Below are 25,970 nucleotides of genomic sequence, written 5' to 3'. Positions count from 1 at the left end.
CCGGGCGCCGGACCACGGGGGCCGCATTCAGCCCGAGATCGGCCGGGGCAGACGCACGCCGAGGACGCCGGCGGCCTCGGTCACGCGGGTCCAGACCTCGTCCGGCAGGGAGATGCCTTCGGTCCGGCTGCGCGTCAGCATCTCGGCCGCGCGATCGCCGGGGATACGGACATGGCGCACGCCCGGCGCGGGAGGATTGCTCCGGCAGGCAGTGTTGAGAGCGTCGACCTCGGTGGTGAAGGCGTCGAGCCCGGCAAAGGCCTCAGGGTCCATGACCTGAAGGAAGACGTTGCCGCCCCAGCGCGTCACGCTTTCGGAGCGTCCGTGCCCGGACAGCGCCTGCGACAGCATCTCGACCGTCAACGCCATGGCAAAGCCCTTGTGACCGTGATCGGACCCGCCGACCGGCAGGATGCTGCCCTTGGGGGTCTGGTTGACCACGTTCGGGTCCGTGGTGGGGTTGCCCGCGCCGTCGAGCATCCAGGGGTGGTCGAACTGCCGCTTGCTGTTGACGTATTCCCGGACCTTGGACACCGTCGTGATCGACGCGCAGGTGTCGATCAGCACCGGGTGATCCGCGGCGGGATAGCCCACAGCCCAGGGGTTCGGAGTCAGCACCGGGGTGGTGCCGCCAAAGGGCGCGACCCAGGCGCCCGAGGGGTCCGAAGTGTTGATCATGCAGACGAACCCGGCCTCGGCCGCGATGCGCGTCAGGGTCGAGAGACAGCCGATATGGTGGCTGCGCCGCATGGCAAGGCAGGCGACGCCGTGGGTCCGGGCCCGCTCCATGCAGAGGTCCAGCGCCTGCGTCATCAGCCAGTGTCCGGGCAGATAGTTGCCATCCCAGACCATCGTCGCGCCCCTGTCGGAGACGACCTCGTGCGTGCCGCTGGTCGTCATCTTGCCGCTGGCAAGTTCCGGCAGGTAGTAGGGCACCATCGACAGGCCGTGCGTCGTGACGCCCAATTCGTCCGTCCGGGTCAGAAGCTCGGCAACGACCTCGGCCTTGTCGTCCGGCAACCCGCCCTTCGTGAGAAGGGCGAAGGCCAGGTCCTTGATCGACTCGCGGGAATATTTCTCGGCCATCGGATCAGCCCGCAAAGCTCAGGTGAACCTTGACGGCCTTGGTGCGGTCGCCCGCCATCCTGAACGCGGCATCCGCATCCTCGAGCGGGAAGTTCCCGGTGATCATCGGCCGCACGTCGATGCGCCGCGACGAGATGGCGGCGGCAGCGGATTCGAAATCCTCGCGCACGAAGCGCTGGGTGCCCTGCCAGCGGATCTCCTTGGCGACCAGCGCACTGAGCTGGAAGCTCATCTCGCCCCCGGTGCCGACCTGCACCAGCGTCCCCTGCGGACGGATCGCGGACAGCGCGGAGGCGACGGCGGGCCGGGCCGAGGAGCATTCGAAGACCACGTCGAAATAACCCTTGCCCTCGGCAAAGCGATCGAAGGCGGCGCCGTTCTGCGCCATGTTGATGGTTTCGGTCGCGCCCATCGCGGCGGCCTTTTCCAGAGTGAAATCCTGCAGGTCGGTCACTACGACCTCGGTCGCGCCGCCGGCATTTGCCAGTGCCGCGCACAGCGCGCCTATCGGGCCCGCGCCGGTGACGAGCACGCGCTTGCCCTCGGTGCCGCCGGACATGCTGTGCGCATGGGTGCAGACGGCGAGCGGCTCGGAACAGGCCGCCTCGGAGAGCGAGATGTCGCGGCTGACCTTCACGGCCTGCGCGGCATCCACCACGATCCGGTCGCGGAACAGGCCCTGTTCATGCGGAAAGCGCATCGCAGACCCGGAGAACCGCATGTTGAGGCAATGGGTCGTCAGCCCTTCGGCGCAATAGGTGCACTCGCCGCAGGGACGGGACGGGTTGATCGCGACCGGATCGCCGACCGCCACATTGGTGACGCCCGCCCCGAGCGCGATCACGGTGCCCGACGCTTCGTGGCCGAGGATGATCGGCTCCTTCACGACGATCGGGCCGAAGCCGCCGTGCTGGTAGTAGTGCAGGTCCGACCCGCAGATGCCGCCGGCCCCGACCGCCAGCAGCACTTCGCCCGGTCCCGGCTCGGTCACGACGATGGTTTCGATGTGGATGTCTTCCTGTTTGTGAAGACGGCAGACGCGGGTGTCCATTGGGACCTCCAATCAGGGCATGAGGACGGACGGCAGCCAGGTGGCGAAGCCGGGAACGTAGGAGACGAGGAAAAGCACGGCGATGTTTGTAAGCAAGAACGGCAGGATCGCAACCACCACCGGGGTCAGCGGCAGCCGCGCGATCCCCGCGCAGACGAACAGGCACACGCCGACCGGCGGCGTGGTCAGGCCGATCATCAGGTTCAGCACCGCGAAGGTGGCGAAATGCAGCGGCTCGATCCCGACCGCCTGCGCCAGCGACAGCAGCGGCACGAACAGGATGATGAGCGCGGCAATGGTCTCCATGAACATGCCGACGAAGAGCAGCAGCAGGTTGATGATGAGGATGACGAGGAACTTGTTGTCGGTGAAGGTCAGGACCGCATCCGCGATCGCCTGCGGGATTCGCTCGGACACGAGGATCCAGCCGAAGACGTTGGCAAAGCCCACCAGCGCGAGGATTCCCGCCGCCGACACCGCGCTTTCGATCAGGATTCCCGGTACGGCGCGCAGCTTCAGCTCGCGGTAGACGAAGGCCCCGACGATCAGCGCGTAGACCGAGGCGACCACGGCGGTTTCCGTCGGCGTGGCAAGACCGGAGAGCAGGCCGTAGATGATGAGGAAGGTCATGAACAGCGCCCAGAACGCGCCGCCGAAGCTGCGGGCGACCTCGCCCCATCCCTGCCAGGCCTGACGCGGGAAATTCTTCCGCGCGGAGATCCAGTAGCAGGTCACCATCATGGCCAGCCCCATGACGATGCCCGGCACCGCCCCCGCGAGGAACATCTTGCCGACCGAGATCCCGGACAGCGCACCCACGATGATCATCGGAACCGAGGGCGGGATGATCGGCCCCACGGTCGACGAGGCGGCGGTCACGGCGGCCGAGAAATCGGCCGGGTAGCCGGCCTTTTTCATGCCGGGGATCATCACGCCGCCGATCGAGGCCGCATCGGCCACAGCCGTGCCGGTGATGCCGCCGAACAGCATGGAGGCCGCGATGTTGGTCAGGCCGAGCCCGCCGCGCACCCAGCCGATGAGCGCCTGGGCAAACCGGATGATGCGGTTGGTAATGCCGCCCTGGTTCATCAGGTTCCCGGCAAGGATGAAGCCGGGAATCGACAGCAGCACGAACACATCCATGCCCGCGTACATCTTCTGCGGCATGACCACCGCGGGGATGCCGGACATCAGCAGGTAGACGAGCGACGACAGACCCAGCGTCACCGCCACCGGGATGCCGACGATCAGGCCGGCGACGAAGACGGCAAAGAGAACCCAGACTTCCATGTTCTTATCCTTCCGGGGCCTCGATGGCCTTTTCGGGTTTGCCGTCCTCGGCACCCGTCAGCATTCCCACGATCCGCAGCACGCCGAACACGGCGAGCAGCGCCAGCAGGAGGGTGATCGTGACATGCGCCCAGGTCATCTGCATGCCCAGCGCGGGCGAGGTCTGCATCGCGCCGATGGAGGTGTATTTCCACGACGCCGGCAGCAGGTAGAGCGCGAGGCCCGCGGTCGCGACGGCGGACAGCAGGCGCAGCATGCGGGGCGCGCGGCCGGGCAGGTTCTCGCAGACCACGTCGACGTTCACCATGTCGCCGGTGCGGAACGACAGCCCCGCGCCGAAGGCGACGAGGTAGAGCAGCGCGAAACGGGTGAGCTCCTCGGTCCAGACCGGCGAGTTGCCCATCGTGCGCGTGGTGACCTGGATCAGCACCGCCACGATGAGCACGAGAAAGGAGACGCCCGCACCGATGCGGGCCACGGTCGCCAGGACCTGTATGATGCGCTCTGTTGATTTCATGGATCTGCCTGCCTGTGTTCGGGTGGCCGGCCCCGGTGTGCGGGACCGGCCGTAAGCGATCAGTTCGACGGAGCCGAGAACAGCTCTTCCACGATCGGCTTGATCTCGTCATTGACGTTGGCAAGGACGGCGTCCTTGGCCTTGGCCTGGAAGGCGGGACCGTCGACCTCGACAAAGGTCATGCCGTGCTCTTCGAGGTACTTGCGGTCCTCTTCGAGCGAGGCGAGGAACAGCTCGCGCTCATAGGCCTGCGCCGTGGCGGCGGCCTTGGTGATCGCGTCCTTGTCTTCGTCGGACAGCTTGTTCCAGGTCATTTCCGCGATGGTCAGGTAGATCCAGGACCGGACGTGATCGGTCAGGTTCACGTGGCTCTGAACTTCGTTGAAGTTGGCCGAGCGGATCAGCGCCAGCGGGTTTTCCTGCGCGTCGATGGTGCCGTTCTGAAGCGAGGTGAAGACCTCGGAAAAGGCCATCGGGGTGGGCTGTGCGCCGAGCGCCTTCCACACGTCCACGAAGAGCGGCACGTTCGGCACGCGCATCTTGAGGCCGTTCAGATCGTCCGGCGTGGTGATCGCGCGGTTCGAGGTCAGGTCGCGCGCGCCGCGGGCAAAATAGGCGATCGGACGGATCTGCGCCTTTTCGATGATCTGCGCCTCGATCTGGTCGCCGATCTCGCCGCCGGCGACCTCGTCCATGTGCTCGAGCGACTTGTAGGCGTAGGGCACCGCGAGAAGCGCCGCCTTGGGCGCCCAGTTCTGCAGCGACTCGCCTGTGATCGTCATGTCCACGGTGCCGAGCTGCATGCCGTTGATCAGGTCGATCTCCTTGCCGAGCGACTCGTTCGGATAGACCTCGACCGCGATGCGGCCATCCGTCAGCGCCGAGACTTCCTCGGCGAATTTCACCGACGCCTTGTGCCAGGAGTTCTCCTCGTTGGCGAGGTGGCCCAGTTTCAGGGTCATTTCCTGCGCCGCGACGGGCGCCGCGACGAGCGCTGCCACGACTGCGGCAAGGGCGGAACGTTTCCAGTTGAATGCCATGTCTATTCTCCTCCTGAGATGGGCACGTTGACCGGTTCGGGAATCTTTCCCGCCGGAAGGTCGAAAAAGTCGGGATTCGCGGCCAGCACATGCGGCAGATCCTTGAGGATCTCGCGCAGGTGCAGCCGGATGGCGCTCTCGGCGGCGGGCATGTCGCCCGCCTCGATCTGGTCGACGAGAAGGGCGTGCTGCGTGACGAGGTTGCCGACCGGGAATTGCGACAGCGACAGAAAGCGCACGCGGTCCATCTGGGATTTGAGCCCCTCGATCTGCTTCCACGCCCCGCCCTTGCCCGCGGCATCCGCCAGCGTGCGGTGGAACCGTTCGTCGAGAAGGATGAACTCCATGCGGTCGCTGTGACCGACGGTTTCCTGCGCGGCGATCTGGTCGCGCAGATCGCGCACCAGCGCCGCGTCGGGACGGCTGGCGAGGATCTTCACGATGTCCGATTCGATGGCTTCGCGCAGAAAGCGCGCATCCAGCACGGCGGTGTAGGAAATCTTGGTGATGACGGTGCCGCGCTGGGGCAGGACCGACAGGAGGCCCTGCTCGGACAGCTTGATGAACGCCTCGCGGACCGGCTGGCGCGACACGCTGCATTCCCGTGCGATCTCGGCCTCGCTGATGCGGTTGCCGGGCTGCAATTCGTTGCGAATGATGCTCTCGCGCAGAAAGCGCGAAATCTGGGGCGAAATCGGGATCGCCGGGTCAAGGGCGCGGAACGCCTTGCTTTCCATTGTCATGATTCGCCTCCCCTGCGACTAACTACCATACTTCCATACTAGCCAGCAACAGGCGGGGATGGTAAAGGAGGACGCGATCAAAGACTCGGGGAGGATCGAGATGCGACAGACCTGGCGGTGGTTCGGGCCCAAGGACCTGGTTTCCATAGACGACGTGGCGCAGGCCGGTGCCGAGGGCATCGTGACCGCGCTGCACCACGTCCCCACCGGGGCCGTCTGGAGCCCCGAAGAAATCGCCCTGCGGCAGTCGCAGGTCGGCACGATGAAGGACGGCGCGCCCTCCGGCATCACCTGGGACGTGGTGGAAAGCCTGCCCGTCTCCGAGGACATCAAGAAACAGCAGGGTGACTGGCGCGCGCATGTCGACGCCTACCGGGAGAGCATGCGCAACCTCGCCGCGGCGGGGATCGAGGTGATCTGCTACAACTTCATGCCGGTGCTGGACTGGACCCGGACCGACCTCGCCCACCGGCTGAAGAACGGCGCGACCTGCATGCGCTTCGACCTGACGGACTTTGCTGTCTTCGACATGCATGTGCTGAAACGTCCCGGCGCGGCGGAGGATTACGACGACGCCCTGCGCGATGCCGCCGCACGCCGCCTGAGCGGGCTGTCCGATGCCGAGCAGGAGGCGCTGGCAAGGAACGTGGTCTTCGGTCTTCCCGGAGCGGCGGACAATTTCACCCTCGACGAGGTGCGCGCGCACCTGGCCGAATACGCGGCGATGGGCGAAGACACGCTGCGCGGGCACCTTGTCGACTTCCTGTCCGAAATCATCCCCACCGCCGTGGAATTCGGCCTGCGGATGTGCTGCCACCCGGACGACCCGCCCTTCCCGCTTCTGGGCCTGCCGCGCATCATGTCGACCGAGGCGCACTACACCAAGCTCATGCAGGCGGTGGACCGCCCCGCTAACGGCATCACCCTGTGTTCGGGCTCGCTCGGCGCGCGGCCGGACAACGATCTGCCGGGCATGATGCAGCGGCTCGGCGACCGGGTGCACTTCCTGCACCTGCGCAACGTGAAGCGGGAAGGCGACGGCATCCGCGGCTCCTTCCACGAGGCCGAGCATCTCGGCGGCGACACCGACATGGTGGCGCTGGTCGAAGCCGCGCTGACCGAAGAGGCGCGCCGCCGCGCCGAGGGCCGGGCGGACTGGTCGATCCCGTTCCGTCCGGATCACGGGCAGGACATCCTCGACGACCTCGGACGCCGGGCGCAGCCGGGCTATCCCTCGATCGGCCGGCTCAAGGGACTTGCCGAACTGCGGGGCATCGTCGCGGCACTGGAACCGCGCATCGCGCGGGGCGCCGCATGAGCGCGCGCCTGACCTCGATCGACGGTCTGAAACCCGGCGTGGTGCTGCCGGGCTACGACCGCGACGCTCACGGTGCCGGGATCGTGCACATCGGGTTGGGCGCGTTCCACAAGGCGCATCAGGCGGTCTATACCGACGATGCGCTGGCGGCCCGGGGCGGCGACTGGCGCATCATCGGCGTCAGCCTGCGCAGCACGGCCCCGGCCGAGGACCTGACGGCGCAGGACGATCTCTACACCCTGCTCGAACGGTCGGTCGATGGCACCGTGCCGCGCGTGATCGGCGCACTGCACTATGCCCTGTCGATGCAGACCAACGCCACCGCGGTGCGTGCTGCGCTCTGCGCCGAAGAGACGAAGATCGTCACCCTGACCGTGACCGAAAAGGGCTACGGCATCGACCGGACCACCGGCGGGATAGACCGCGCGCATCCGGCCATCGCGGCGGACCTCGCCACGCCCGAGGCGCCGCAGGGCGTTGCCGGGCTGCTGGTGCGTGCTCTCGGCCGGCGCCGGGCCAAGGGGCTGGCCCCGTTCACCGTGCTCTGCTGCGACAACCTTCCCGAAAACGGGAAAATGGTCCGCAGCCTTCTGATCGACCATGCGCGCCAGGTGGCGCCCGAGCTTGTCGAGCACATCGCGACCGAGGTCGCCTTCCCCTCGTCCATGGTCGACCGGATCACCCCGGCCCAGACGCCGGACACGCTGAAGCTGGCCGAGGACCTCACCGGCTTCCGCGATGCCGCCGCGGTCGAAACCGAAGCCTTCCGGCAATGGGTGATCGAGGATCATTTCCCGCAGGGCCGCCCGGCCTGGGAGGCGGGCGGCGCGATCTTCGTGTCCGACGTCTCGCCCTACGAGGAAATGAAGCTGCGGATGCTGAACGGCGCGCATTCGATGCTGGCCTATTCGGGGTTCCTGTCCGGTCACGGCTACGTGCGCGACGTGATGCGCGATCCCGCGCTTGCGGCGCTTGTCGGGCGCCACATGCGCGCCGCCGCCGCGACGCTGAAACCGCTGCCCGGCGCGGATTTCGAAAGCTATGCCGAGGCGCTGCTGTCGCGGTTCGAAAATCCCCATCTCGCGCACGAGACCTACCAGATCGCGATGGACGGGACGGAGAAGCTGCCTCAGCGCATCCTCGGGCCGGCGGTCGCGGCGCTGTCCGCCGGGTCCGACCTGTCGGCCTTTGCCTTCGCCACCGCCGCCTGGATGCGCTACACGCTCGGGCGGAAGGACGACGGCACCCCCTATGCCCTGCGCGACCCGCGCGAGACGGAGCTGACCGACACAGGCACCCCGACGGCAGCCGCGCTGGCCGACAGGCTGCTGGCCCTGCCCGGTCTGTTCCCCGCGCCGCTGCGCGACAGCACCGCCTGGCGGGAGGCCGTGACCACGCGCCTGGACCGCATGATGACCCTCGGAATGCGCGCCGCAGTCGAGGCCGAGGCGGGCGCGGCCTGACGGAAATGTGCGACATTCTGCTGCATCGCAGAAAAATCACGCTGTGACGGGAACGCGATCCGGACGCAAGACGTTCTGATCGCGTCATATTCCCATTACACAGCGACGCCATAAGGCGGGCGCAATCACCAAGGAAGTCTGCCGCCATGCCGTCTTCACCCGCCGGCACTGCCGCCCGCCAGTTCTACCGCAGCCTGTTCCTGTCGGATTTCCACCTCGGCGCCCGCGCCAGCCGGCCGGAGGCGATCCTGGCCTTCCTGAACCGGGTCGAGGCGGACACCATCTACCTCGTCGGCGATATCTTCGACCTCTGGCACGGTGGAAAGGTGCACTGGTCCGATGGCCACCAGGCCGTTCTCGACGATCTCCGGGGCCGCGCCGGGCGCGGCACGCGCATCGTCTACCTTCCCGGCAACCACGATGCCCGGATGCGCAAATCCCGGCTGATCTCCCAGCCCTGGGAATTCAGGAACACGACCGTGCACCACGCCGCCGACGGGCGCGCCTACCTTGTCCTGCACGGCGACCAATGCGACCCGCGCATCCTGCGCTGGCACCTGATGACCCGCCTCGGCAGCCGTCTCGACGGGCTGCTGCGCCAGATCGACGGCTGGCTGACCCGGCCCGACGCGCCGCGCGGCTCGAAAAGCGCGGTGCAGCGGGTGATCGCCGGTGCCAACCAGCTCATGGCGATGGGCGACCGCTTCGAAATCCGCCTGACCGACCTCGCCCGCGCGGCGGGCACCTCGGGCGTGATCTGCGGCCATTCGCACCGGCCCGCCCTGCGTGACCGCGACGGCGTGACCTTTGCCAATTGCGGCGACTGGGTCGACAGCCTGACCGCGCTGGCCGAAGACCGTTCGGGCCGGATGCGCCTGATCGACTTCGCCGCCGAAACCGCCCGCGCGGGGCAACGTCCCGCGGGCCTCCGCCCCGCATCGGAGGAGGACGGCAGCTTTGCCGGCGAGATGGCATGAGCCTGCTCGTGCTTGCCCTCGGCGCGCTGGCCCTGACGCTGACCGGCGTGCATCTTGTCAGCGCCTGGCTGGTGGCGCGCCGCTACCTCCGTCCGGAGACTGCCAAACCGCGCGGCGGCCTGCCCTTCGTGTCACTCATCCGTCCGGTCTGCGGGATCGACACCTTCGATGCGGAAACGCTCCGGACATCGTTCGATCAGGACTATCCGCGCTACGAGATCCTGTTCTGCGCCGACTCCGAAACCGACGCCGCCGTGCCGCTGGTGCGAAAGCTGATCGCCGATCATCCCGGCGTCGACGCGACGCTGCTGATCGGGGCCGCCGCCATCAGCGGCAATCCCAAGCTCAACAACCTGCACAAGGGTTATGTCGTCGCCCGCGGCGAATGGCTGGCCATGGCGGACAGCAACCTGCTGCTGCCGCGCGACTACCTGCGCCTGCTGATCGAGCGCTGGGGCGAGGATACCGGGCTTGTCACCTCGCCCCCCGCCGGGATCTGGCCGGGGAATTTCTGGGGCGCCGTGGAATGCGCCTTTCTCGACACCTCGCAGGGGCGCTGGCAACTGGCGGCGGATGCGCTCGGCTTCGGCTTTGCCCAGGGCAAGACGCTTTTCTGGCACCGGCCCGTCCTCGAAACCGGGGGCGGTCTTGCCGCGCTCGGCAGGAACCTTGCCGAAGACGTCGCCTCGACCCGGCTGGTGCGGGCGCAGGGGCTCAAGGTGCGGCTCACGTCCCGCATGTTCCCGCAGCCCATCGGCAAGCGGGATCCGGCAGCGGTCTGGTCGCGGCAATTGCGGTGGTCGGTGGTGCGGCGGGACGGATTCCCGCTGCTCTTTGCGGCGGAGATCCTGCAGGGTCCGCTCGTTCCCGTCGCCGCGCTTGCCGGCCTTTCCGCGCTCGGCGCCCTGCCCCCCTTGGCGGCGGCGGCCCTGCTTCCCATCTGGTACGGAGCAGAGATGGCGCTTGCCCGTGTCGCGGGATGGCCGTCGGGACTGCGCGACCTTGGCGCGATGCTGGTGCGCGACGCGCTCCTTCCCGCGCTCTGGATCGCCACCTGGACATCGCGCGGGTTCACCTGGCGCGGAACCGAAATGGGGCCGGACGCGGCATCCCGCCCCGCGGAGTAGACTGTGTTCGGACTGGAAACCGTGACGGCCCTGATCGCGAAACAGGGATTGGCGATCCTCGTCCCGATCGCCGTGATCGAGGGGCCGATCGTCACGGTGATCGCCGCGTGGCTCGCCGGCCAGGGCCTTCTGGATCTTTGGAGCGTCACCCTCGTCGTCGTGCTTGCGGACCTGCTGGGCGACATGGGACTCTATGCGCTTGGCCGGTGGGGCGTGAACCGGCTCCCGCCCAAGTGGCGGCTGAAGATGGGTCTCAACCGGGCGCGCCTGACCGCGCTCGCCAGCCATTTCGACAGCCGGGGCGCACGCACATTGGTGATCGGCAAGCTGACCCATTCCGCCGGTGCCGCCGTACTGGTTGCGGCCGGGCTGGCAAGGATGCCGCTCCTGCGGTTCCTTGTCGTCAACTTGCTGGCCACGGTGCCGAAAAGCCTGTTCTTCGTCGCGCTCGGCTACGCCTTCGGATCGGCCTACAGCCAGATCGACAACTGGATCGCGCGGGTGTCGCTGATCCTGCTGGGCGGGATCGTTCTGGCCGGAATCATCTACCTGCTGAGACGGAGGATGCGGCCGTGACCCGCACGCTTGCCTGCATCATCCCCGCCTTCGACGAGGCCCCGCGCATCGGCCGGGTGCTGGCGACGGTGCTGGATCACCCGCAATTCGCCGAGGTGATCGTCGTCGATGACGGCTCCTCCGACGGGACCGCGGAACTGGCCGAAGCCCTGTGCCCGCACCATCCCGCGCTGCGTGTCCTGCGGATGGCACGGAACGGCGGCAAGAGCCGCGCCATCGCCGCCGGGATCGAGGCCGCGCGGAGCGACCTCGTGATGCTGCTGGACAGCGACCTTGTCGGGCTCGCCGGGTCCGATCTGAGCGCCCTTGCCGCGCCGGTGATCGAGGGACGCGCCGGGGCGGCCCTGTCGCTGCGGCGGAATGCACCGCTGCCCTGGCGCCTGCTGGGGATCGACTACATCTCGGGAGAGCGCGTCATGCCCCGTGCCCTGCTGGCCGAGCATCTCGACGCCATCCGCGCCCTGCCGCGCTTCGGGCTCGAGGTCTTCATGAACGGGCTCTGGCTGCGGCAGGGACTGCGTGTCGCGGTGGTGCCCTGGCCGGGCGTCGACAGCCCGTTCAAGCACGCCAAGCGCGGGCGGCTGGCCGGAATCGCGGCGGACGCGGCGATGATGCGCGACATCTTCCGCACCGTCAGCCCGCTTCAGGCCGCGCGGCAGATCGTGACCCTGCGGGCGCGCCGCGTCTGACCTCTCAGGGCAGGTTTTCGCGGAAATAGATATCGAGCTTCAGCGGCCGGGGTCGCGGTTCCCGCCCGGTCAGACAGGCGATGGCGCGGTCGATCAGCACGTCGGGGTCCTGGTCGAACACCGCATCCATGCTGCGTTCGAGCAGAGCGCGGCGCGTGTCGGCGGTCAGGCCGTGACCGATGAACACCACGCTTTCCCGCCCCTGTTCGCGCATCGCCCGGGTGATTCCGCCGGAGGAGCCGCCGACATTGTAGATCCCCACCAGATCGCGCGCCTGTTCGAACAGCTCCAGCGTGTGACGGTAGTTCTCGCCCGCGTCGTCATGACCCTCGCGCATCCCGATCACCCGCAGGTCCGGAAACATCTCGTCGAGCAGACTCAGAAATCCGGCCTCGCGTTCGGAATGGGCGCGGTAGTGCCGCGACCCCGCCACCAGCGCGACCGAGCCCGAGCGCGACTCGGCCAGCCGCCCGATCAGCAGCCCGGCGGTGCGTCCGACCGAGCGGTTGTCGAGCCCGACGTGATCCACCCCCGCCACCGGCCCGAGGTCGGAGACGATGGTGACGAGGCGCGTGCCCGAGGCGGCGATTTCGGTAGCGGCGTCGCGCACCTCCGGGTGGTCGATGGCGAAAAAGGCGATGCCGTCGGCCCAGCCCGCATTGCGCCGCAGCGCCGCCGCCAGCGCGCCCGCATCGAAGCTCTCGATGAAAAAGCACCGCAGAAACGGGTCGTTGGCGCCGGACCGCCCGACGCGGTCCCGCAACCTGTCGCCCAGAAGGCGCAGGTAGGGGTTCGTCCCCGAAGGCAGCAGCACCACGATGTTGAGCGGCCGCCCTTCCCCGTAGAGCGCCACGTCGTCGGCGCTGAGAAAGCCGATGTCGCGGGCGATTTCCAGAACCCGGCGGCGGGTCCGCTCCTTGACGCCCTTGCGCCGGTTTATGACCCGGTCGACGGTGGCAAGCGACACGCCTGCCCGCTCCGCGATATCGCTCATCTGGGGGCGCCCCGCCTCGTCCGCGATCAGATCCTGCCCGTCAGACACATCAAAACCCATCATTTCATTTGCTTTGACGAAGCGTTGCGCAAAACCTTAGCTTCGGTCAATAGCTTCTGACCAAGAGGATTGCGGGGCCGCCCCGCAAAAAAACCTCAAAACGCATCAAGAATTCTGGGAGGAGATCCGATGCTGACATCTCGCAATCTGAGCCGCCGCGCCATGCTTGCCGCAGGCGCCGGCGCGCTGGCCGCGCCGCTTGTCGCGCGCCCCGCATGGGCCGCGACCAGCCTGCGCTACGGCCACAACAACGAGGTCGCCTCGGTCGCCGGGGCGCAGGCCGACTGGTTCGCCGAAGCGCTCGGGCAAAGCTCCGGCGGCGATATCGAAGTGCAGGTCTTTCCCAACAGCCAGCTCGGCAAGCTGCAGGAACTGGCCGAGGCCGTGTCGCTGGGCACCATCGCCTTTTCGCACAACACCGCGGGCGCGCTCGGGTCGCTCTACAAGCCCTTCGCGGCGCTCGACACGCCGTATCTCTACCGTGACGTGGACCACCTGATGAAGGTGACAGACGTCGACAGCCCGGTGATGCAGGAGCTGAACAAGGGCCTGATCGAGGCGGCCAACGTGCGGGTGATCTACGCGCATTACTTCGGCCGCCGCAACCTGACCTGCAACAAGGCGGTGATGTCCCCCACCGACCTGGCAGGCGTCAAGATCCGCGCGGTGCCCTTCCCGATCTACACAACCGCCGTCGAAGGCATGGGCGCCGTCGCCGTGCCCGTCGACTGGTCCGAGGTGCCGACCGCGCTGGCCACCGGCGTCGTGCAGGGGCAGGAAAACCCGGTCAACGTGGTGCTGAACGTCAAGCTCTACGAGGTGCAGTCGCATCTCATGCTGACCGGACACATGTCGAACGCCGAGGTCGTGGTGATGAACGAGGACACCTGGCAGGGCATGTCCGACACACAGAAGGATGCGGTGCGCGAAGCCGCCCTGCTGACCCGCGAAAAGGCCACCAAGGCCATCCTCGACAACGAGGAAGCGGAAACCGCGAAGCTGCGCGAACTCGGCATGACCGTGATCGGCGCGGACGAGGGGCTCGACCTCGACGCCTTCCGCAGCTCGGTGAGCGCGCTGGTCCAGGAACGCTTCGGCGCCGAGTACGGCGACCTCTACAGCCGGATCGAGGCCGTCTCCTGATGCAATCCACCGTTCCGGGCCGCGCGTTTCTCGCGCGGCTCGTGTCTTTCGGGATCACCCTCGGCATGGGGTTGCTGGCGCTGATGGCCGCGCTCATCGTGGTTCAGGTCGGGGCGAGAAATTTTCTCGACCTCGGACTGCCCTGGGCGGACGAGCTCGCGAGGTTTGCCGGAATCGGCCTGGTCTTCCTCTCCGTGCCCTGCCTTGCCGGGCGGCAGGTGATGGTCGCCGTCACCATGCTGCCGGATGCCTGCGGCCCGGTCGCGCGGCGCTGGATGATCCTTGCCGGCGATCTTGCCACTCTGGTCTTCGCGGGCCTCATGCTCTGGAGCTTCGCGCAATTCCTGCCCCGCGCGGGCAAGTTCCTGACCCCCGCCATGGGGCTGCCCAACTGGGTCTACTACAGTCTCGCCCTGACCGGATCGGTCTTTCTCTGCGCCGTCGCGCTCACCCGTGTCGCCGACGCCCTGCGCGGACGCGACCCCTCCGCCCCCTACCTTGATCCGCGGGACGAGACCGGACACCCCATATGAGCCTCCTCCTCCTGATCCTCTTTTCCGTGCTGCTGATCCTCGGCGCGCCGATCGCGATCTGCCTCGGGCTGTCCTCGGCCATCGTGATCGTCACCCAGGGCCTGCCGGTCTCCGTACTGGCCCAGCGCAGCCTGAATGCGCTCGACAGCTCGCCACTGCTCGCGGTGCCGCTGTTCATCTTTGCCGCCAACCTGCTGAACGCGACGGGCGTCACGACGCATATGTTCGACCTCGTGCGCATGATGTTCGGGCGCATTCGCGGCGCCGTGGCACAGGTCAGCGTCTTCGTGTCGCTGATCTTTTCCGGAGTCTCCGGCGCCGCGCTGGCCGATATCGGCGCGCTGGGAGCCATCCAGATCAACCAGATGAAGGCGCAGGGCTACCGCGAGGATTTCGCCGCGGGCCTGACCGTCGCCGCCGCCACCATCGGCCCGATCTTTCCGCCGTCGATCCCGATCATCATCTATGCCTCCGTCGCCAATGTCTCGGCGGTCAAGCTGCTGCTTGCGGGAATAATTCCCGCGCTTCTGCTGACCGCGCTGCTGATGTCGCAGGTCGCCGTGGTGGCACGGGTCAAGGGCCTGCCCCGCGACGACATCCGTGTCAGACCGCGCGACGTGGCAAAGAAGGCGCTGATCTCCTTCCCGGCGCTGCTGGCCCCGGTCCTGCTGATCGGCGGGCTGATGAGCGGCTATTTCGGCCCGACCGAAGTGGCGGGCGTCACCGTCGCCTATGCGCTGTTCATCGGCCTCGCGATCTACCGGACACTCACGACGCGGGGCATTCTCGGCGCGCTGCGCGAGACGGTCGAGGCCACGGCGAACATCCTGTTCGTCGTCGCGACCGCCGCGCTCTTTGCCTGGGTGCTGACCCTGGACCAGGTGCCGATGAAGGCCTCGGGCTTCCTGCTCGGGTTGTCGGAAAATCCGCTGGTCCTGCTGCTGCTGGTCAACGTCTTCCTGCTGATCGTCGGCATGGTGCTGGAAAGCATCGCGGCCATCCTGATCATCGCGCCCATCGTGGCGCCCGCGCTGACGGCGGCAGGTGTGGACCCGCTGCAACTCGGCATCGTCTTCGTACTGAACCTGATGATCGGGCTGCTGACCCCGCCGGTGGGGATGAGCCTCTACATGATCACCATCATCACCAAGATGCCGATTTCCCGCGTGATTGCCGGGGTGATGCCCTTCTTCATCCCGCTCCTCCTGTCGTTGCTCGTGGTCTCCGCCGTGCCGGCGCTGTCCACCTGGCTTCCCGAAACACTGATGAACTGAGGTTCCCCATGAGCACCCTTCTCGGCCCCATCCGCCAGCTTGGTTACGTCGTCGACGATATCGAAGCCGGCATGAAACACTGGTCCGACGTGATGGGCGTCGGCCCGTGGTTCTACAACCCGCAGGTGCCGATCGAGGATTACCGCTACGACGGGCAGAGCTACCGGCCCCACAACTCGGTCGCGCTGGCCAATTCCGGGCCGATGCAGGTCGAACTGATCCAGACCCGAAACGACGTGCCCTCGATGTATCGCGACTACATGCAGAAGGGCCTGCGCGGGCTTCAGCACGTCGCCTTCTGGACGACGCAATACGATGCCGACCTGCAGAGGATGCTGGACCGCGGTTTCACGGTGAAGATGTCGGGCTGCGTCGGGCAGAACGGGCGCTTTGCCTATTTCGCCGAGGAACATCATCCCGGCACCTGCATCGAACTGTCCGAGGTTCTGGGCCCCAAGGGCAGGATGTTCGACATGATCCGCAACGCTTCGGACGGCTGGGACGGGTCGGACCCGGTGCGCCCCTTCCCCGATCTTTCGACGCTCTGACCGATGGACCGGATCATCGCGGAATACCTGCTGGAAACGCCGTTTCCGGTCGCGGACGTGGCCGCCATGATGGCGGGCGAACAATCCTCGGGCACCTTCGTGCGGGTCGCGGGCGAGACGGACGAGCTTCGCGCCCGCTCGGCCGCGCAGGTGCTGGAGATCCTGCCGCTGGACGAGGTCGCAACCCCGACGTTGGCCTCGGCCTATGTGACGCGCAAGGCGCCCGCCGGGCCGGTGGTGCGCGCGCGGGTGCGCATCGCCTACCCGGCGGGAAACATCGGGCGCAACCTGCCGACACTGGCCGCCACGGTGTCGGGCAATCTCTATGACATCGGCGAAATCACCGGGCTGAAGCTGGAACGGCTGGAGATCCCCGCCGCCTACCGGGAAAGATTCCCGGTGCCCGTTCAGGGCATCGCCGGGACGCGCCGGAGCCTGGGCGTGATGGGCAGGCCGATCTTCGGCACCATCATCAAGCCCAATGTCGGCATGTCGCCCGGAGACATTGCCGCGCTGGTCGACACGCTTTGCGCGGCGGGGGTCGATTTCATCAAGGATGACGAGGTCTGCGCCAACCCCGACTGCGCCCCGCTGGCACAGAGGGTGCCCGCGGTGATGGCGGTCATCCGCAAATGGCAGGACCGTACCGGGCGCAAGGTGATGATGGCCTTCAACATCACCGACGAAACCGACGCCATGCGCCGCCATGCCGATCTGGTCGCCGCCGAAGAGGGGTCCTGCGTGATGGCAAGCCTCAACTGGTGCGGCCTGTCGGGGATGGAGACTTTGCGCGCCCATACCCCGCTGGCGATCCATGCCCACCGCAACGGCTTTGGTGCGATGAGCCGCCATCCCCTGCTCGGCATCGGGTTTCAGGCCTATCACGCGCTCTACCGCCTTGCCGGGATCGACCACATGCACGTGCACGGCATCGGCGGAAAGTTTGTCGACAGCGCCGAGGAGGTGACCGAGGCAGCGCGCGCCTGCCTTGCGCCGCTCTCGGACGGCGGCCCGGACGACCGCGTCATGCCCGCGTTTTCCTCGGGGCAATGGGCAGGAACCCTGCCGCGCACCTACGAGGCGGCGGGCGGACAGGACTTCATGTTCATGTGCGGCGGCGGAATCCTCGCCCATCCGGACGGCCCGGCGGCGGGCGTCGCCTCGCTTCACGAGGCGCAGGAGGCCATCGTGGCGGGGCAGGCGCTGTCGGAGGCCGGGGACCGCCCGGCACTCGCCGCGGCCCTCGGGTTCTTCGGAGGGCGCTGAGATGGGGGCAAGGGTCGTCTTCCTCGGTGACGATTTCACCGGCGCGTCGGACAGCCTGTCGACCTATGCCCGCAACGGCTGGGCCGCGCGGCTGCGGATCGCCCCGCCGGACTCGGCGGACGGCGGGACGGAAGCGCTTGACGCCCTCGGGATACCGACCGACCTGCGCTCTCTCGACGTCGCGCAGGCCCTTGCAGAGGTCGACCGCCTCTGGCCGGCGATCCGCGCGGAGAACCCGCAGATTCTGCACTTCAAGGTCTGTTCCACCTTCGATTCCGGGCCCGGGATCGGGTCCATCGGCGCGGTTGCACGGGACCTGTCGGCACGGTTCTCTCCCGACGTCATCGCCGTTCTCGGCGGGCAGCCGTCGTTGGGGCGCTACTGCGCCTTCGGCACGCTTTTTGCCCGCGGCCCTGACGGCGCGGTGCATCGCATCGACCGTCACCCGGTGATGGCCCGCCACCCGGTCACCCCGATGACCGAGGCCGACCTTGCCCGTCACCTTGCCGCGCAGGGTTTGGACGGGCTGTGCAAGATCACGCTTGCGATGCTGGACGACCCCGCCGCGATGCGCGCCGCGCTCGGCGCCGGGCCCGTCCTGTTCGACGCGACGGAGGCCGGGCATCAGGACCGGATCGCCGAAGCCCTCGCAAGCGCGGGCGGGCGGCAACTGCTGATCGGCGCAAGTTCGGTCGCGGAGGTGCTGACCCGTCAGGCCGGTACGGGCACTTCTCCGGCTGCGCTGCCCGCGCCGCCGTCGGACCGGGTGCTGATCTTTGCCGGTAGCCGGTCGCCCAACACCCGTGCGCAGGTCCGGGAGGCCCGGAGCTTGCGGGCTGTTCCGGTGGACCGTACGGCGCTGCTGTCCGGGCGGACCGCCGGGGCCGTACGCGCGATGATCGCCGAAGGGGCGCCGGTCCTGTTGCACCTGAATCCTGAGGAAGACTACCGCCTCGGCCCCGGGGACATGGCCGACGCCTCGGCCGACCTGATCGCCGCGATACTCGACGGGGTCGCGGTCGGACACCTCGGACTGGCGGGGGGCGACACCTCGAGCCGGATCTGCCACCGGCTGGGCTTCGAGGCGCTGGATTTCGAAACGGACCTCGGCGCGGGCGTGTGCATCTGCACCGCGACCCACGCGAGGCGCGACCGCAACGGCATGCGGATCATGCTGAAGGGCGGACAGATGGGCAGCGCCGACCTGTTCGACCGTTTCGCGGCGCGGGCGGCATCGCTCTCCGCCCCCGCCTGATGCCGTTCCCTATTTACCTGCCGTGTTCATCGCCTTGGCAAAGGCCTGCTCCACCGATTGATCCGAGAACGGTTTCTGGACGATGACGCAGGGGGGATAGGCGGCGATCAGGTCGTCGGTTTCGCCGTAGCCGGTGGCCAGCACGAAGGGCGTGCCCATGTCGCGGAGTCGCTCGGCGACGGCCACGGACTGTTCGTCCCCGAGGTTCACGTCGAGCAGCGCGAAATCCGCCCGGTTGGTTTCCAGCCATTCCAGCGCCGCCTCGACGGAGGAGGTGATCTTGACGTCGGAGGCGCCGAAATCTTCGAGGATCGCCGCGGCGTCCATCGCCACGATCAGTGAATCCTCGAGGACCAGCCCCTGCCCCGACAGGCGCGTGGCGGGGGCCTTGGGCGCCTCCTGCACCGGAGCCGGGGCGGCTTCGACCTCGCCCATCCGGGCGATGGCGGCGGGCGGCAGACGGAAATGCGCTTCGACCCCGGTCAGCTTGTAGGCGATCCGCGCATCGCCCTTGAGCTCATGGGGAATCGAGCTTTCGATGATCATCGACCCGAACCCGCGCCGGGTGGGCGGCTGGACCGGCGGGCCGCCGCGTTCAATCCAGGAGATCAGCAGCCCGTCCCCGGTATCGCGTTCCAGCGTGAGGGTGATCGACCCGGATTCATCGCAGAGCGCGCCGTATTTGACCGAATTGGTGACCATCTCGTGCAGCACCAGCGCCAGCGTCGTGTAGGCGCGCGGCGTGATCATGGCATCGGGCCCGTCGACCTTGACCCGCTTCGACTTCCCATTGGCATAGGCCGCGAATTCGCAACGGATGAGCTCTTTCAGCGATGCCGGTTCCCAGTGCTCGGCGGTCAGCTGGTCATGCGCGCGGGCCAGCGCATGGATGCGCCCATCGAGGTTCTCGGTGAATTCCTCGAGCGAGCGGGCAGAGGCGCGCGATTGCGCCAGCAAGCCGCGCATCAGGTTCAGGATGTTGCGCACCCTGTGGTTCAGCTCCGAGATCAGGAGTTGCTGCTGTTCCTGATTGCGCTGGCGTTCCAGGTTGGCCGCGTCCGTCACCTTGAGAAAGATTTCCAGCAGCACGGTCCGCAGCAGCTCCGCGGCATGGCGCTCCTCGACCGTCCAGGGGGCGCAGCGGCCCGACACGGTTTCCTTCCAGACCTCGAAGCTCTTGCGCGGGGTGAGCCTCGCCCCGTTCGGCCCGTAGCTCATCGGCTTGGTCGGATCGCCGGCCCAGTTCACGGTTTCGGAAATCTGGCGGCGCAACAGCACGAGGTAATCACGTGGCCGCTTCGAGATCGGGATCGCGATCAGACCCGCCGCGACCTCGGCGTACTCGGAGGCCGGGGGATGCAGTGTGTTCAGGGTGTCGGTCACGAAGGTGGCGGACCCGATGGCCTGATCCAGCCGACGCGCGACGTCGGTGAACTGCTCTTCGGTCGGCACCGATCCCGTGGCGTTGAACTCTTCGTTCTCGAACAGGACGAGCCCGTCATGCGGAATCACGTTCTTGATCTCTTCGGAGACCGCGAGAAGGCTTTCCGACAGCTCCCTGCCGTTCGCCATGTGCCCCATGAGCAGGGTCTGAAGCCGGCTGGTGTCGGCCTCGGCCTTCTTGCGACGCACATCCTCGTGCCGCGTCAGTTCGTAGGAGAACAGGTGCGCGTACATCTCGATCGCGGTGCGGCGTTCGTAGTCGATGTATCGCGGGGAATGATGGTGGCAGGCAAAGAGGCCCCAGAGCTCTCCGTCCTTCATGATCGACACCGACATGGAGGCTTCGACCCCCATGTTGCGCAGGTATTCGATGTGGATGGGCGAGACAGACCGCGTGACCGCCAGCGACAGGTCCAGCGGGCTTCCGTCGAGGTTGACCCCCGGGCGGATCGGGCTTCCGGGATCGTTGACGTCGGCAATCAGACGCAGCAGCGACCGCTTGTAGAGCGAACGGGCCTGCACCGGGATGTCCGAGGCGGGGAACATCATGCCGTCGTAGCGGGACTTGCCGTCCTTGCGCACCTCGGCCATCACCCGGCCGGAATGATCGGGCTGGAACTGGTAGAGCATGACGCTGTCGAAACCGCACATCGCCTGCAATCCGCGCGCCGCATCGCGCGCGAGCACCGTCATCGACTGGTCCCGGCGCAGCGCGGCGATCTGGGGATAGACCTCGCTCATCACGTCGCGACCGCGCTGTTCGCCCTTGGGTTCGAACTCCAGGATCAGGTGGCGGCCCGACTGGTGCACCGACAGATCGAACGTCCGCCCCGTCGCGCGCAGCACCACGCCGAACAGGCGGATCGTCCCGTTGGGCCCCTCGACCGAGCGCAGGTTCTGGCGGATGCGGTCGAACCCGTCCGAAACGATCAGCTCGTTCAGCGGGCGGCCCATCGCCTGTTCATGAGAGGTGCCGAGGATCTCTTCGAGGTTTTCCGAGGCATGCTGGACGATCCAGTCGGACGACACGGCAACCAGCGCGCCATAGGACTGGACCCGGCCCAGAAGGTGGATCGGTTCGCGGTCGCAGTTCGTCAGGTCGACGGCCGCGTTTGCGGTGGCTTCGGATTCGTAGCTCAACGGTAAGTCCCCAGGTGGAGGCGGGCCGCGGCGGCGGCCTTGGCGAACAGATCGAACCCCGAGGCGGTGTCGAAAAGGATGCGCGCTGCCCGCGGGCTGTCCGGATCGACCCTGTCCAACGCCGCGCAGAGCGCCTGCCAGGCGCCCGGATCGCGGTCCTTCGTGAAATAGCCGGGCGCCGGAGGCGAGTCCGGGCTGCCGAAAAGGCGCCGCCTCAGCACTTCGGTGCCGTGGCGGGAACCGAGCACGAGATAGTCGACGGCGAGCGGATCGAGCGGTCGCGCCGCTTCGGGGGACGGCGGTGCGATCCGCAGGTCCGCCAGGTCCGCATCGAGACGGCGCAGAAGATCCTGCAGGATGCCCGCGGACAGGAGACTCCCCTGCGGCGCACTGACCTGCAGCGTCCGCAGCGCGCTCCACTGGGTCGCGAGAAACCACGGCAATTCGCGCTGGGGATCGGCAAGGAACGGGGCAAAGGTCAGTTCGGCGGCATCATGCGCGGGATGCGACGCGTTTCTGAGATACTGACGGAACGACACGTCCGAGATGGGGCAATGACGCACCCCGTCTGCGTGATCTTTCAACTCTTCCCCCGTCCTTGACCAAACGGTCGCCCGGCGACCGGCAAAATTTATGATCCAACGCATGCCGGCGCCATCGGGTTCCCTGCCTCCAAGAAAAAAATCATTCTTCCGTTGCGTCAGGCTCAGAGGACGAAGTTGTCGACCGTCAGCGTATGGGCCCCGCTCAGTTCGATATCGAAATCCGACACCCCGTCGCCGTCCAGATCGGCCTGGACAAGCGTACGGTCGCCCAGCACCACGCTGCGCAGTTCTCCCGCCGTGCCGGAGAACCGGTGCGCCCCGACAAAGGTGAAGTCCTGCTTGAAGGGCTGCGTGATGTCGGCGTCCAGGCGGCTGATCTCGATCCGGTCCACGGCCTCTTCGAAATCGACAATCACGTCGCGGTTGCCGAGCCCGACGCCGGAATCGAGGGCGGTGAAATAGACGAACCTGTCGCGCTGCCCGTCACGGCCGCCGCTCAGCAGGTCCGCACCGCCGTTGCCGTAGAGGACATCGCTGCCCGGCCCGCCGAAGAGACTGTCGTTGCCCTGCCGCCCGTAGAGCCTGTCCCATCCCGGCCCGCCTTCGATCCGGTTGTCGCCGTCGTCCCCGCGCAGATGGTCGGAAAAGCGCCCGCCCGCGATATTCTCGATCCCGGCATAGGTGTCGCCCTCGGACGCGCCCGCATCGTAGAACCTCGCGTAGCCGGCCCCGGAAACATCGCCGAGCAGATCGACGAGGACACGCCCGCCTGCGGCCTCGTAGACGGCCATGTCGATCCCCGCCCCGCCGTCGAGAACATCGGCACCGGCGCCGCCGGTCAGACTGTCCTGTCCCGCGCCCCCTGCCAGGATGTCGTCGCCCTCGCCTCCGAGCAGCAGGTCGTTGCCGCCGCCGCCATCGAGGGAATCGTTCGCGGCGCCGCCACGCAGCGTGTCATGCCCGCCGAACGCCAGAAGGGTATCGGCCCCCCCGAGGCCGGAGAGCTCTTCGCCGGCGACGGTGCCGAAGACCATGTCTGCGCCCGGCCCGCTTTCGGGCACCGCGTCGTCCGCCTCGGCGTCGAGCTTCACGTTGGCGCCGCGCATGACGATCTCGGCGGTCACGACCCCGTCGAGCGCGCCGCCCGAGAACACCACCGTGTAGCGGCCCGCGGGCAGCGCCAACTGATATCCGCCCGAGGCCCAGCTAGTCGTGTGATAGACCCCCGCGTCGCCCACGGCGGTCACGGTGACGCCGCCCATCCCCTCGCCCGGGTCATAGAAGGAATCGCCGTCCAGATCGTCGATGACCACGCCGACAAGCTGCTGGAGGTAGTCGCTCCGGGAACCGAAGTTCTGCGTCACGACCACCGGACCGGCCCCGGTCGACGGATCGGTCTCGGAGATCACGGAAATCCCGACCTCGCGGTACTGCGCGCCCAGCATGACCTCGCGGTGCAGCGGAGGCGACTGCATCCCGCCGCTGGCCGCGTTGCCGCCCCAGTCGATGACAAAGGCGGCGTGGGTCTGAAGAAGCGCGGTGCCGTAGAGAAAGATGTTCTCCGCGAAATTGGTGCCGCCGCTGTATCCGGCTGCGCTGAAACGGGCCTGCAGCCCGTCTTCGTTCGGAAAGACGTGGGATTGCTGATCATTGGCGATCATCAGGGCATTGTGCCGGTCGGCCGACACCGCAAGCGCGCCGTTCCAGGCGAGCGGGGCGACCGACGGCATCGCGGCAAGCTGGCGGTACAACAGGGCAAGGTCGACGCCGAAATACCCGAGCGCATCGGTGATCCCCGGCGTCGCGCCGATCCCCCGCGCGGCATCGAGGATGAGCGCGTCGTATTCCCCGAGCGGATTGGCGCGGGCGCGGTTCATGAGTTCGAGAAGCAGCTGCTCCTGCGGTGACGGCTCGTTCGCCATTGAGCGTTCTCCGGCTCCGTTCGGTGTCTGCGGAACCCCGACCCGCCGCGCATGCAAGGCATGACACGGCGGGACCTGACCGGCGTTCCAGGGCCCGCTGGATCGCCCGGATGGCGCCGCAGGTCAATGCACGCAAAGGTTCACGGCAAGACATCGCGCATCAACCTTGGGTTGTGCGCGGAGAACCGCCGTCACGCGGGCGGTGCGTCGGACACCGATGTTCGGAGAGATGTGTGGTGCCCCAAGACGGACTCGAACCGCCGACCTACTATTTACGAAACAGTTGCTCTACCAGCTGAGCTATTGGGGCATTTCCACTCTTGCGCGGTCGAAACCCTTGACCGCAATCGTCACAGATCGTCACGCCGACGGGATCGCAAGGCGAGTCCGGTGTCGGTGGGCGGCGTCTTAGCACCACCCACCAAGCAGGAAAAGGGCTATTTTGCCTTCTCGATTTCGACATCCATCGCGGATGGATCGGGCACCTCGGTGGCCTCTGCCGCCGCTTCGCCCGCCGCGGTGGGCGGTTCGGGGGTGAGGAGTTCGGCAACCGGCTCCTCGGGCGGTTCGGAGACCTTGTCCTCGAGCGCGCCGACGATGAGCGGCAGCATCTCGGACCCCGCGACCACGCCGGATTCGGATTGCGGCGGGCGCTTCCAGCTCAGCGTGTCGAAGGCTTCACAGTTCTCGCAGACCGGAGTCCACTCGGAATGGATGTGGTTGCAGTTGTCGCAGACCCACTGGGGTCCGCGCGGCGCGGTCAGCGCCTTGGCCAGCCAGCCGCGCACCACGGCCTCGTTGGCCCCCTCGCCACGCTCGATTGCCGCCATGATGGTGAGCACGCGCACATCCGGTTCGGTCGTGATGAGATCGCCCAGCGCCCGGCGGGCTTCGGGGAAATCCTCGGCGGCAAGGGCCAGCTCGGCCTTGAGCAGGCGGGTCTCGCGGTGTTCCGGCCGCGAGGTGGTGAGCAGTCGGAACCGCTTCATCCGCTCGGCAGGCGTCTCGTCAGGCTCGATCTCGGCGAAGGCGGCGGCAAGATCAGGGTGCGGCTCGACCGACCAGGCCTTCTTGAGCACGCGGACCGCCAGCTTCGGCTTGCCCTGCGCCACGTAACTGCGCGCGGCCATCGACGCGGCGGGAATGAGGTCGGGCGACCCCTTGGAAGCCGCGATCGCCGCTTCCCGTGCTTCGATCGGCTTGTCGTCGCTGATGATGTCCTTGGCTTCGGACAGCGCCAGCACCGCATCGCGGCGCTTGTAGACGTCGCGCGGCAGGGCGCCGTGCTTGAGCTTGGCATTCAGCGTCCGGCGGGCGCCCTGCCAGTCGTGCTTCTGCGCCTGAAGGCGCAGCAGCGTGTCCTGCACCTCTTCATGCTTGGGCTTGAGGGCAAAGGCGCGCTCCGCCAGCTTCAGCGCGGTGTCGGTGTCGCCCTTGGCCAGCTTCTGCTTCATCATGCCCCGGATGCCGACGAACCGCGTGTCCTCGCGGGTGATGAGCATCTTGTAGACCTCTTCGGCCTTGCGGGTATCCCCCGACATCTCGGCGGCCTGCGCGGTCAGAAGCGCGGTGACTTCGGGCTTGTGCAGGTAGCGTTCGGCCTTCTGCGCCTTGGCCATCGCCAGCTTGCCCTCGCCCGAGGCCAGCGCCAGCATCCCCTGCGACAGCGCCTCGTAGCCCTTGCGTTCGCGGTTGCGGTCGAAATAGCGCGACAGGGCGGTGTCGTCGCCGTTGATGAACTTCAGCAGGGCGATCAGCAGCGCCACCAGCTTGAACACCAGCCAGAGCACCAGGACCAGCACGATCAGCGCGATCACCGACTGCAGCGGCCCGAGGGTGAATTCCATGCCCCCGACGGTGATCTGGATGCCGCCCTGGCTTTCCATCACATAGCCGGCGCCGAGTGTCAGGGCCGCCACCGCGGCGACGAACAGAACGATCTTCAGAAGTGACCAAAGCATTGTGCGACC

Annotated in this window: 23 protein-coding genes and 1 tRNA gene; 12 read left to right on the top strand and 12 right to left on the bottom strand. The window is 67.4% G+C overall.

The features are described from left to right. Positions 1–27 precede the first annotated feature (27 nt). The 6 genes from ACN0RJ_RS01995 to ACN0RJ_RS01970 are packed head-to-tail and all read right to left on the bottom strand — an operon-like array spanning position 28 to position 5,727. Entirely contained in the window at positions 28–1,086 is a 1,059-nt protein-coding gene (locus tag ACN0RJ_RS01995) for an Ldh family oxidoreductase (RefSeq protein WP_417718613.1), read from the bottom strand. A gap of 4 nt (positions 1,087–1,090) precedes the next feature. After that, the gene (locus ACN0RJ_RS01990) at positions 1,091–2,137 is read right to left on the bottom strand and encodes an L-idonate 5-dehydrogenase (RefSeq protein WP_417723253.1); all 1,047 of its coding nucleotides are present in this window, start codon (positions 2,135–2,137) and stop codon (positions 1,091–1,093) included. A 12-nt stretch (positions 2,138–2,149) separates the two neighbouring features. Beyond that, positions 2,150–3,427 (bottom strand): TRAP transporter large permease, encoded by a 1,278-nt coding sequence (locus ACN0RJ_RS01985; protein ID WP_417723252.1) that lies wholly within the window; start codon positions 3,425–3,427, stop codon positions 2,150–2,152. A 4-nt stretch (positions 3,428–3,431) separates the two neighbouring features. After that, positions 3,432–3,944 (bottom strand): TRAP transporter small permease, encoded by a 513-nt coding sequence (locus tag ACN0RJ_RS01980; RefSeq protein WP_417718616.1) that lies wholly within the window; start codon positions 3,942–3,944, stop codon positions 3,432–3,434. A 59-nt stretch (positions 3,945–4,003) separates the two neighbouring features. Further along, positions 4,004–4,984 (bottom strand): TRAP transporter substrate-binding protein, encoded by a 981-nt coding sequence (locus ACN0RJ_RS01975; RefSeq protein WP_417718617.1) that lies wholly within the window; start codon positions 4,982–4,984, stop codon positions 4,004–4,006. Between the two features lie 2 nt (positions 4,985–4,986). Next, complete coding sequence (locus ACN0RJ_RS01970; RefSeq protein ID WP_417718618.1) at positions 4,987–5,727, bottom strand: GntR family transcriptional regulator; 741 nt, start codon at positions 5,725–5,727, stop codon at positions 4,987–4,989. Between the two features lie 100 nt (positions 5,728–5,827). On the opposite strand from ACN0RJ_RS01970, the gene uxuA reads away from it, so the two are divergent. The 6 genes from uxuA to ACN0RJ_RS01940 all read left to right on the top strand — a co-directional run bounded on the left by uxuA (position 5,828) and on the right by ACN0RJ_RS01940 (position 11,877). Next, complete coding sequence (gene uxuA / locus ACN0RJ_RS01965; RefSeq protein WP_417723251.1) at positions 5,828–7,045, top strand: mannonate dehydratase; 1,218 nt, start codon at positions 5,828–5,830, stop codon at positions 7,043–7,045. After that, complete coding sequence (locus ACN0RJ_RS01960) at positions 7,042–8,508, top strand: mannitol dehydrogenase family protein (RefSeq protein WP_417723250.1); 1,467 nt, start codon at positions 7,042–7,044, stop codon at positions 8,506–8,508. The genes uxuA and ACN0RJ_RS01960 overlap by 4 nt, the downstream gene beginning before the upstream one ends. Positions 8,509–8,654: 146 nt before the next feature. Continuing rightward, positions 8,655–9,485, top strand: coding sequence for a UDP-2,3-diacylglucosamine diphosphatase (locus tag ACN0RJ_RS01955; protein ID WP_417718621.1), 831 nt, complete (start codon positions 8,655–8,657; stop codon positions 9,483–9,485). Continuing rightward, positions 9,482–10,612, top strand: a complete 1,131-nt coding sequence (locus ACN0RJ_RS01950; protein WP_417723249.1) for a ceramide glucosyltransferase — start codon at positions 9,482–9,484, stop codon at positions 10,610–10,612. The genes ACN0RJ_RS01955 and ACN0RJ_RS01950 overlap by 4 nt, the downstream gene beginning before the upstream one ends. A gap of 3 nt (positions 10,613–10,615) precedes the next feature. Then, on the top strand, positions 10,616–11,188 hold the full coding sequence (locus ACN0RJ_RS01945) for a DedA family protein (RefSeq protein ID WP_417723248.1): 573 nt from the start codon (positions 10,616–10,618) through the stop codon (positions 11,186–11,188). Next, positions 11,185–11,877 carry a glycosyltransferase family 2 protein gene (locus ACN0RJ_RS01940; protein ID WP_417723247.1) on the top strand — a complete coding sequence of 231 codons (693 nt, stop codon included), beginning with the start codon at positions 11,185–11,187 and terminating at the stop codon, positions 11,875–11,877. The genes ACN0RJ_RS01945 and ACN0RJ_RS01940 overlap by 4 nt, the downstream gene beginning before the upstream one ends. 4 nt (positions 11,878–11,881) lie before the next feature. Here the strand turns inward: ACN0RJ_RS01940 and ACN0RJ_RS01935 are convergent, their stop codons facing one another. Beyond that, complete coding sequence (locus ACN0RJ_RS01935; RefSeq protein WP_417723246.1) at positions 11,882–12,934, bottom strand: LacI family DNA-binding transcriptional regulator; 1,053 nt, start codon at positions 12,932–12,934, stop codon at positions 11,882–11,884. Positions 12,935–13,060: 126 nt separating this feature from the next. On the opposite strand from ACN0RJ_RS01935, the gene ACN0RJ_RS01930 reads away from it, so the two are divergent. From ACN0RJ_RS01930 to ACN0RJ_RS01905, 6 genes are read left to right on the top strand one after another with little or no spacing between them, the layout of a single operon-like run. Further along, entirely contained in the window at positions 13,061–14,074 is a 1,014-nt protein-coding gene (locus ACN0RJ_RS01930; RefSeq protein WP_417723245.1) for a TRAP transporter substrate-binding protein, read from the top strand. Continuing rightward, a complete protein-coding gene (locus tag ACN0RJ_RS01925; RefSeq protein ID WP_417723244.1) occupies positions 14,074–14,607 on the top strand; it encodes a TRAP transporter small permease in 534 nt (177 codons plus the stop codon). Before ACN0RJ_RS01930 ends, ACN0RJ_RS01925 begins: the two co-directional genes overlap by 1 nt. Further along, a complete protein-coding gene (locus ACN0RJ_RS01920; RefSeq protein WP_417723243.1) occupies positions 14,604–15,881 on the top strand; it encodes a TRAP transporter large permease in 1,278 nt (425 codons plus the stop codon). The genes ACN0RJ_RS01925 and ACN0RJ_RS01920 overlap by 4 nt, the downstream gene beginning before the upstream one ends. Before the next feature lie 8 nt (positions 15,882–15,889). Beyond that, on the top strand, positions 15,890–16,429 hold the full coding sequence (locus tag ACN0RJ_RS01915) for a VOC family protein (RefSeq protein ID WP_417723242.1): 540 nt from the start codon (positions 15,890–15,892) through the stop codon (positions 16,427–16,429). Positions 16,430–16,432: 3 nt separating this feature from the next. After that, positions 16,433–17,695, top strand: coding sequence for a RuBisCO large subunit C-terminal-like domain-containing protein (locus ACN0RJ_RS01910; protein WP_417723241.1), 1,263 nt, complete (start codon positions 16,433–16,435; stop codon positions 17,693–17,695). 1 nt (position 17,696) lies between these two features. Beyond that, positions 17,697–18,950, top strand: coding sequence for a four-carbon acid sugar kinase family protein (locus tag ACN0RJ_RS01905; protein WP_417723240.1), 1,254 nt, complete (start codon positions 17,697–17,699; stop codon positions 18,948–18,950). Positions 18,951–18,959: 9 nt separating this feature from the next. Here the strand turns inward: ACN0RJ_RS01905 and ACN0RJ_RS01900 are convergent, their stop codons facing one another. From ACN0RJ_RS01900 to ACN0RJ_RS01880, 5 genes are all read right to left on the bottom strand, one after another. After that, positions 18,960–21,533, bottom strand: a complete 2,574-nt coding sequence (locus ACN0RJ_RS01900; protein WP_417723239.1) for an HWE histidine kinase domain-containing protein — start codon at positions 21,531–21,533, stop codon at positions 18,960–18,962. Beyond that, entirely contained in the window at positions 21,530–22,117 is a 588-nt protein-coding gene (locus ACN0RJ_RS01895) for a hypothetical protein (protein ID WP_417723238.1), read from the bottom strand. The genes ACN0RJ_RS01900 and ACN0RJ_RS01895 overlap by 4 nt, the downstream gene beginning before the upstream one ends. A 122-nt stretch (positions 22,118–22,239) precedes the next feature. Further along, a complete protein-coding gene (locus ACN0RJ_RS01890) occupies positions 22,240–24,000 on the bottom strand; it encodes a M10 family metallopeptidase C-terminal domain-containing protein (protein WP_417723237.1) in 1,761 nt (586 codons plus the stop codon). A 234-nt stretch (positions 24,001–24,234) separates the two neighbouring features. Continuing rightward, positions 24,235–24,310: transfer RNA gene (locus ACN0RJ_RS01885), tRNA-Thr, on the bottom strand. Positions 24,311–24,437: 127 nt separating this feature from the next. Then, on the bottom strand, positions 24,438–25,961 hold the full coding sequence (locus ACN0RJ_RS01880) for a heme biosynthesis protein HemY (RefSeq protein ID WP_417723236.1): 1,524 nt from the start codon (positions 25,959–25,961) through the stop codon (positions 24,438–24,440). Between the last annotated feature and the right edge of the window lie 9 nt (positions 25,962–25,970).

Source organism: Salipiger sp. (genome assembly GCF_048261495.1).
Classification (GTDB): domain Bacteria; phylum Pseudomonadota; class Alphaproteobacteria; order Rhodobacterales; family Rhodobacteraceae; genus Salipiger.
This window is presented reverse-complemented; position numbering and strand designations above follow the sequence as displayed.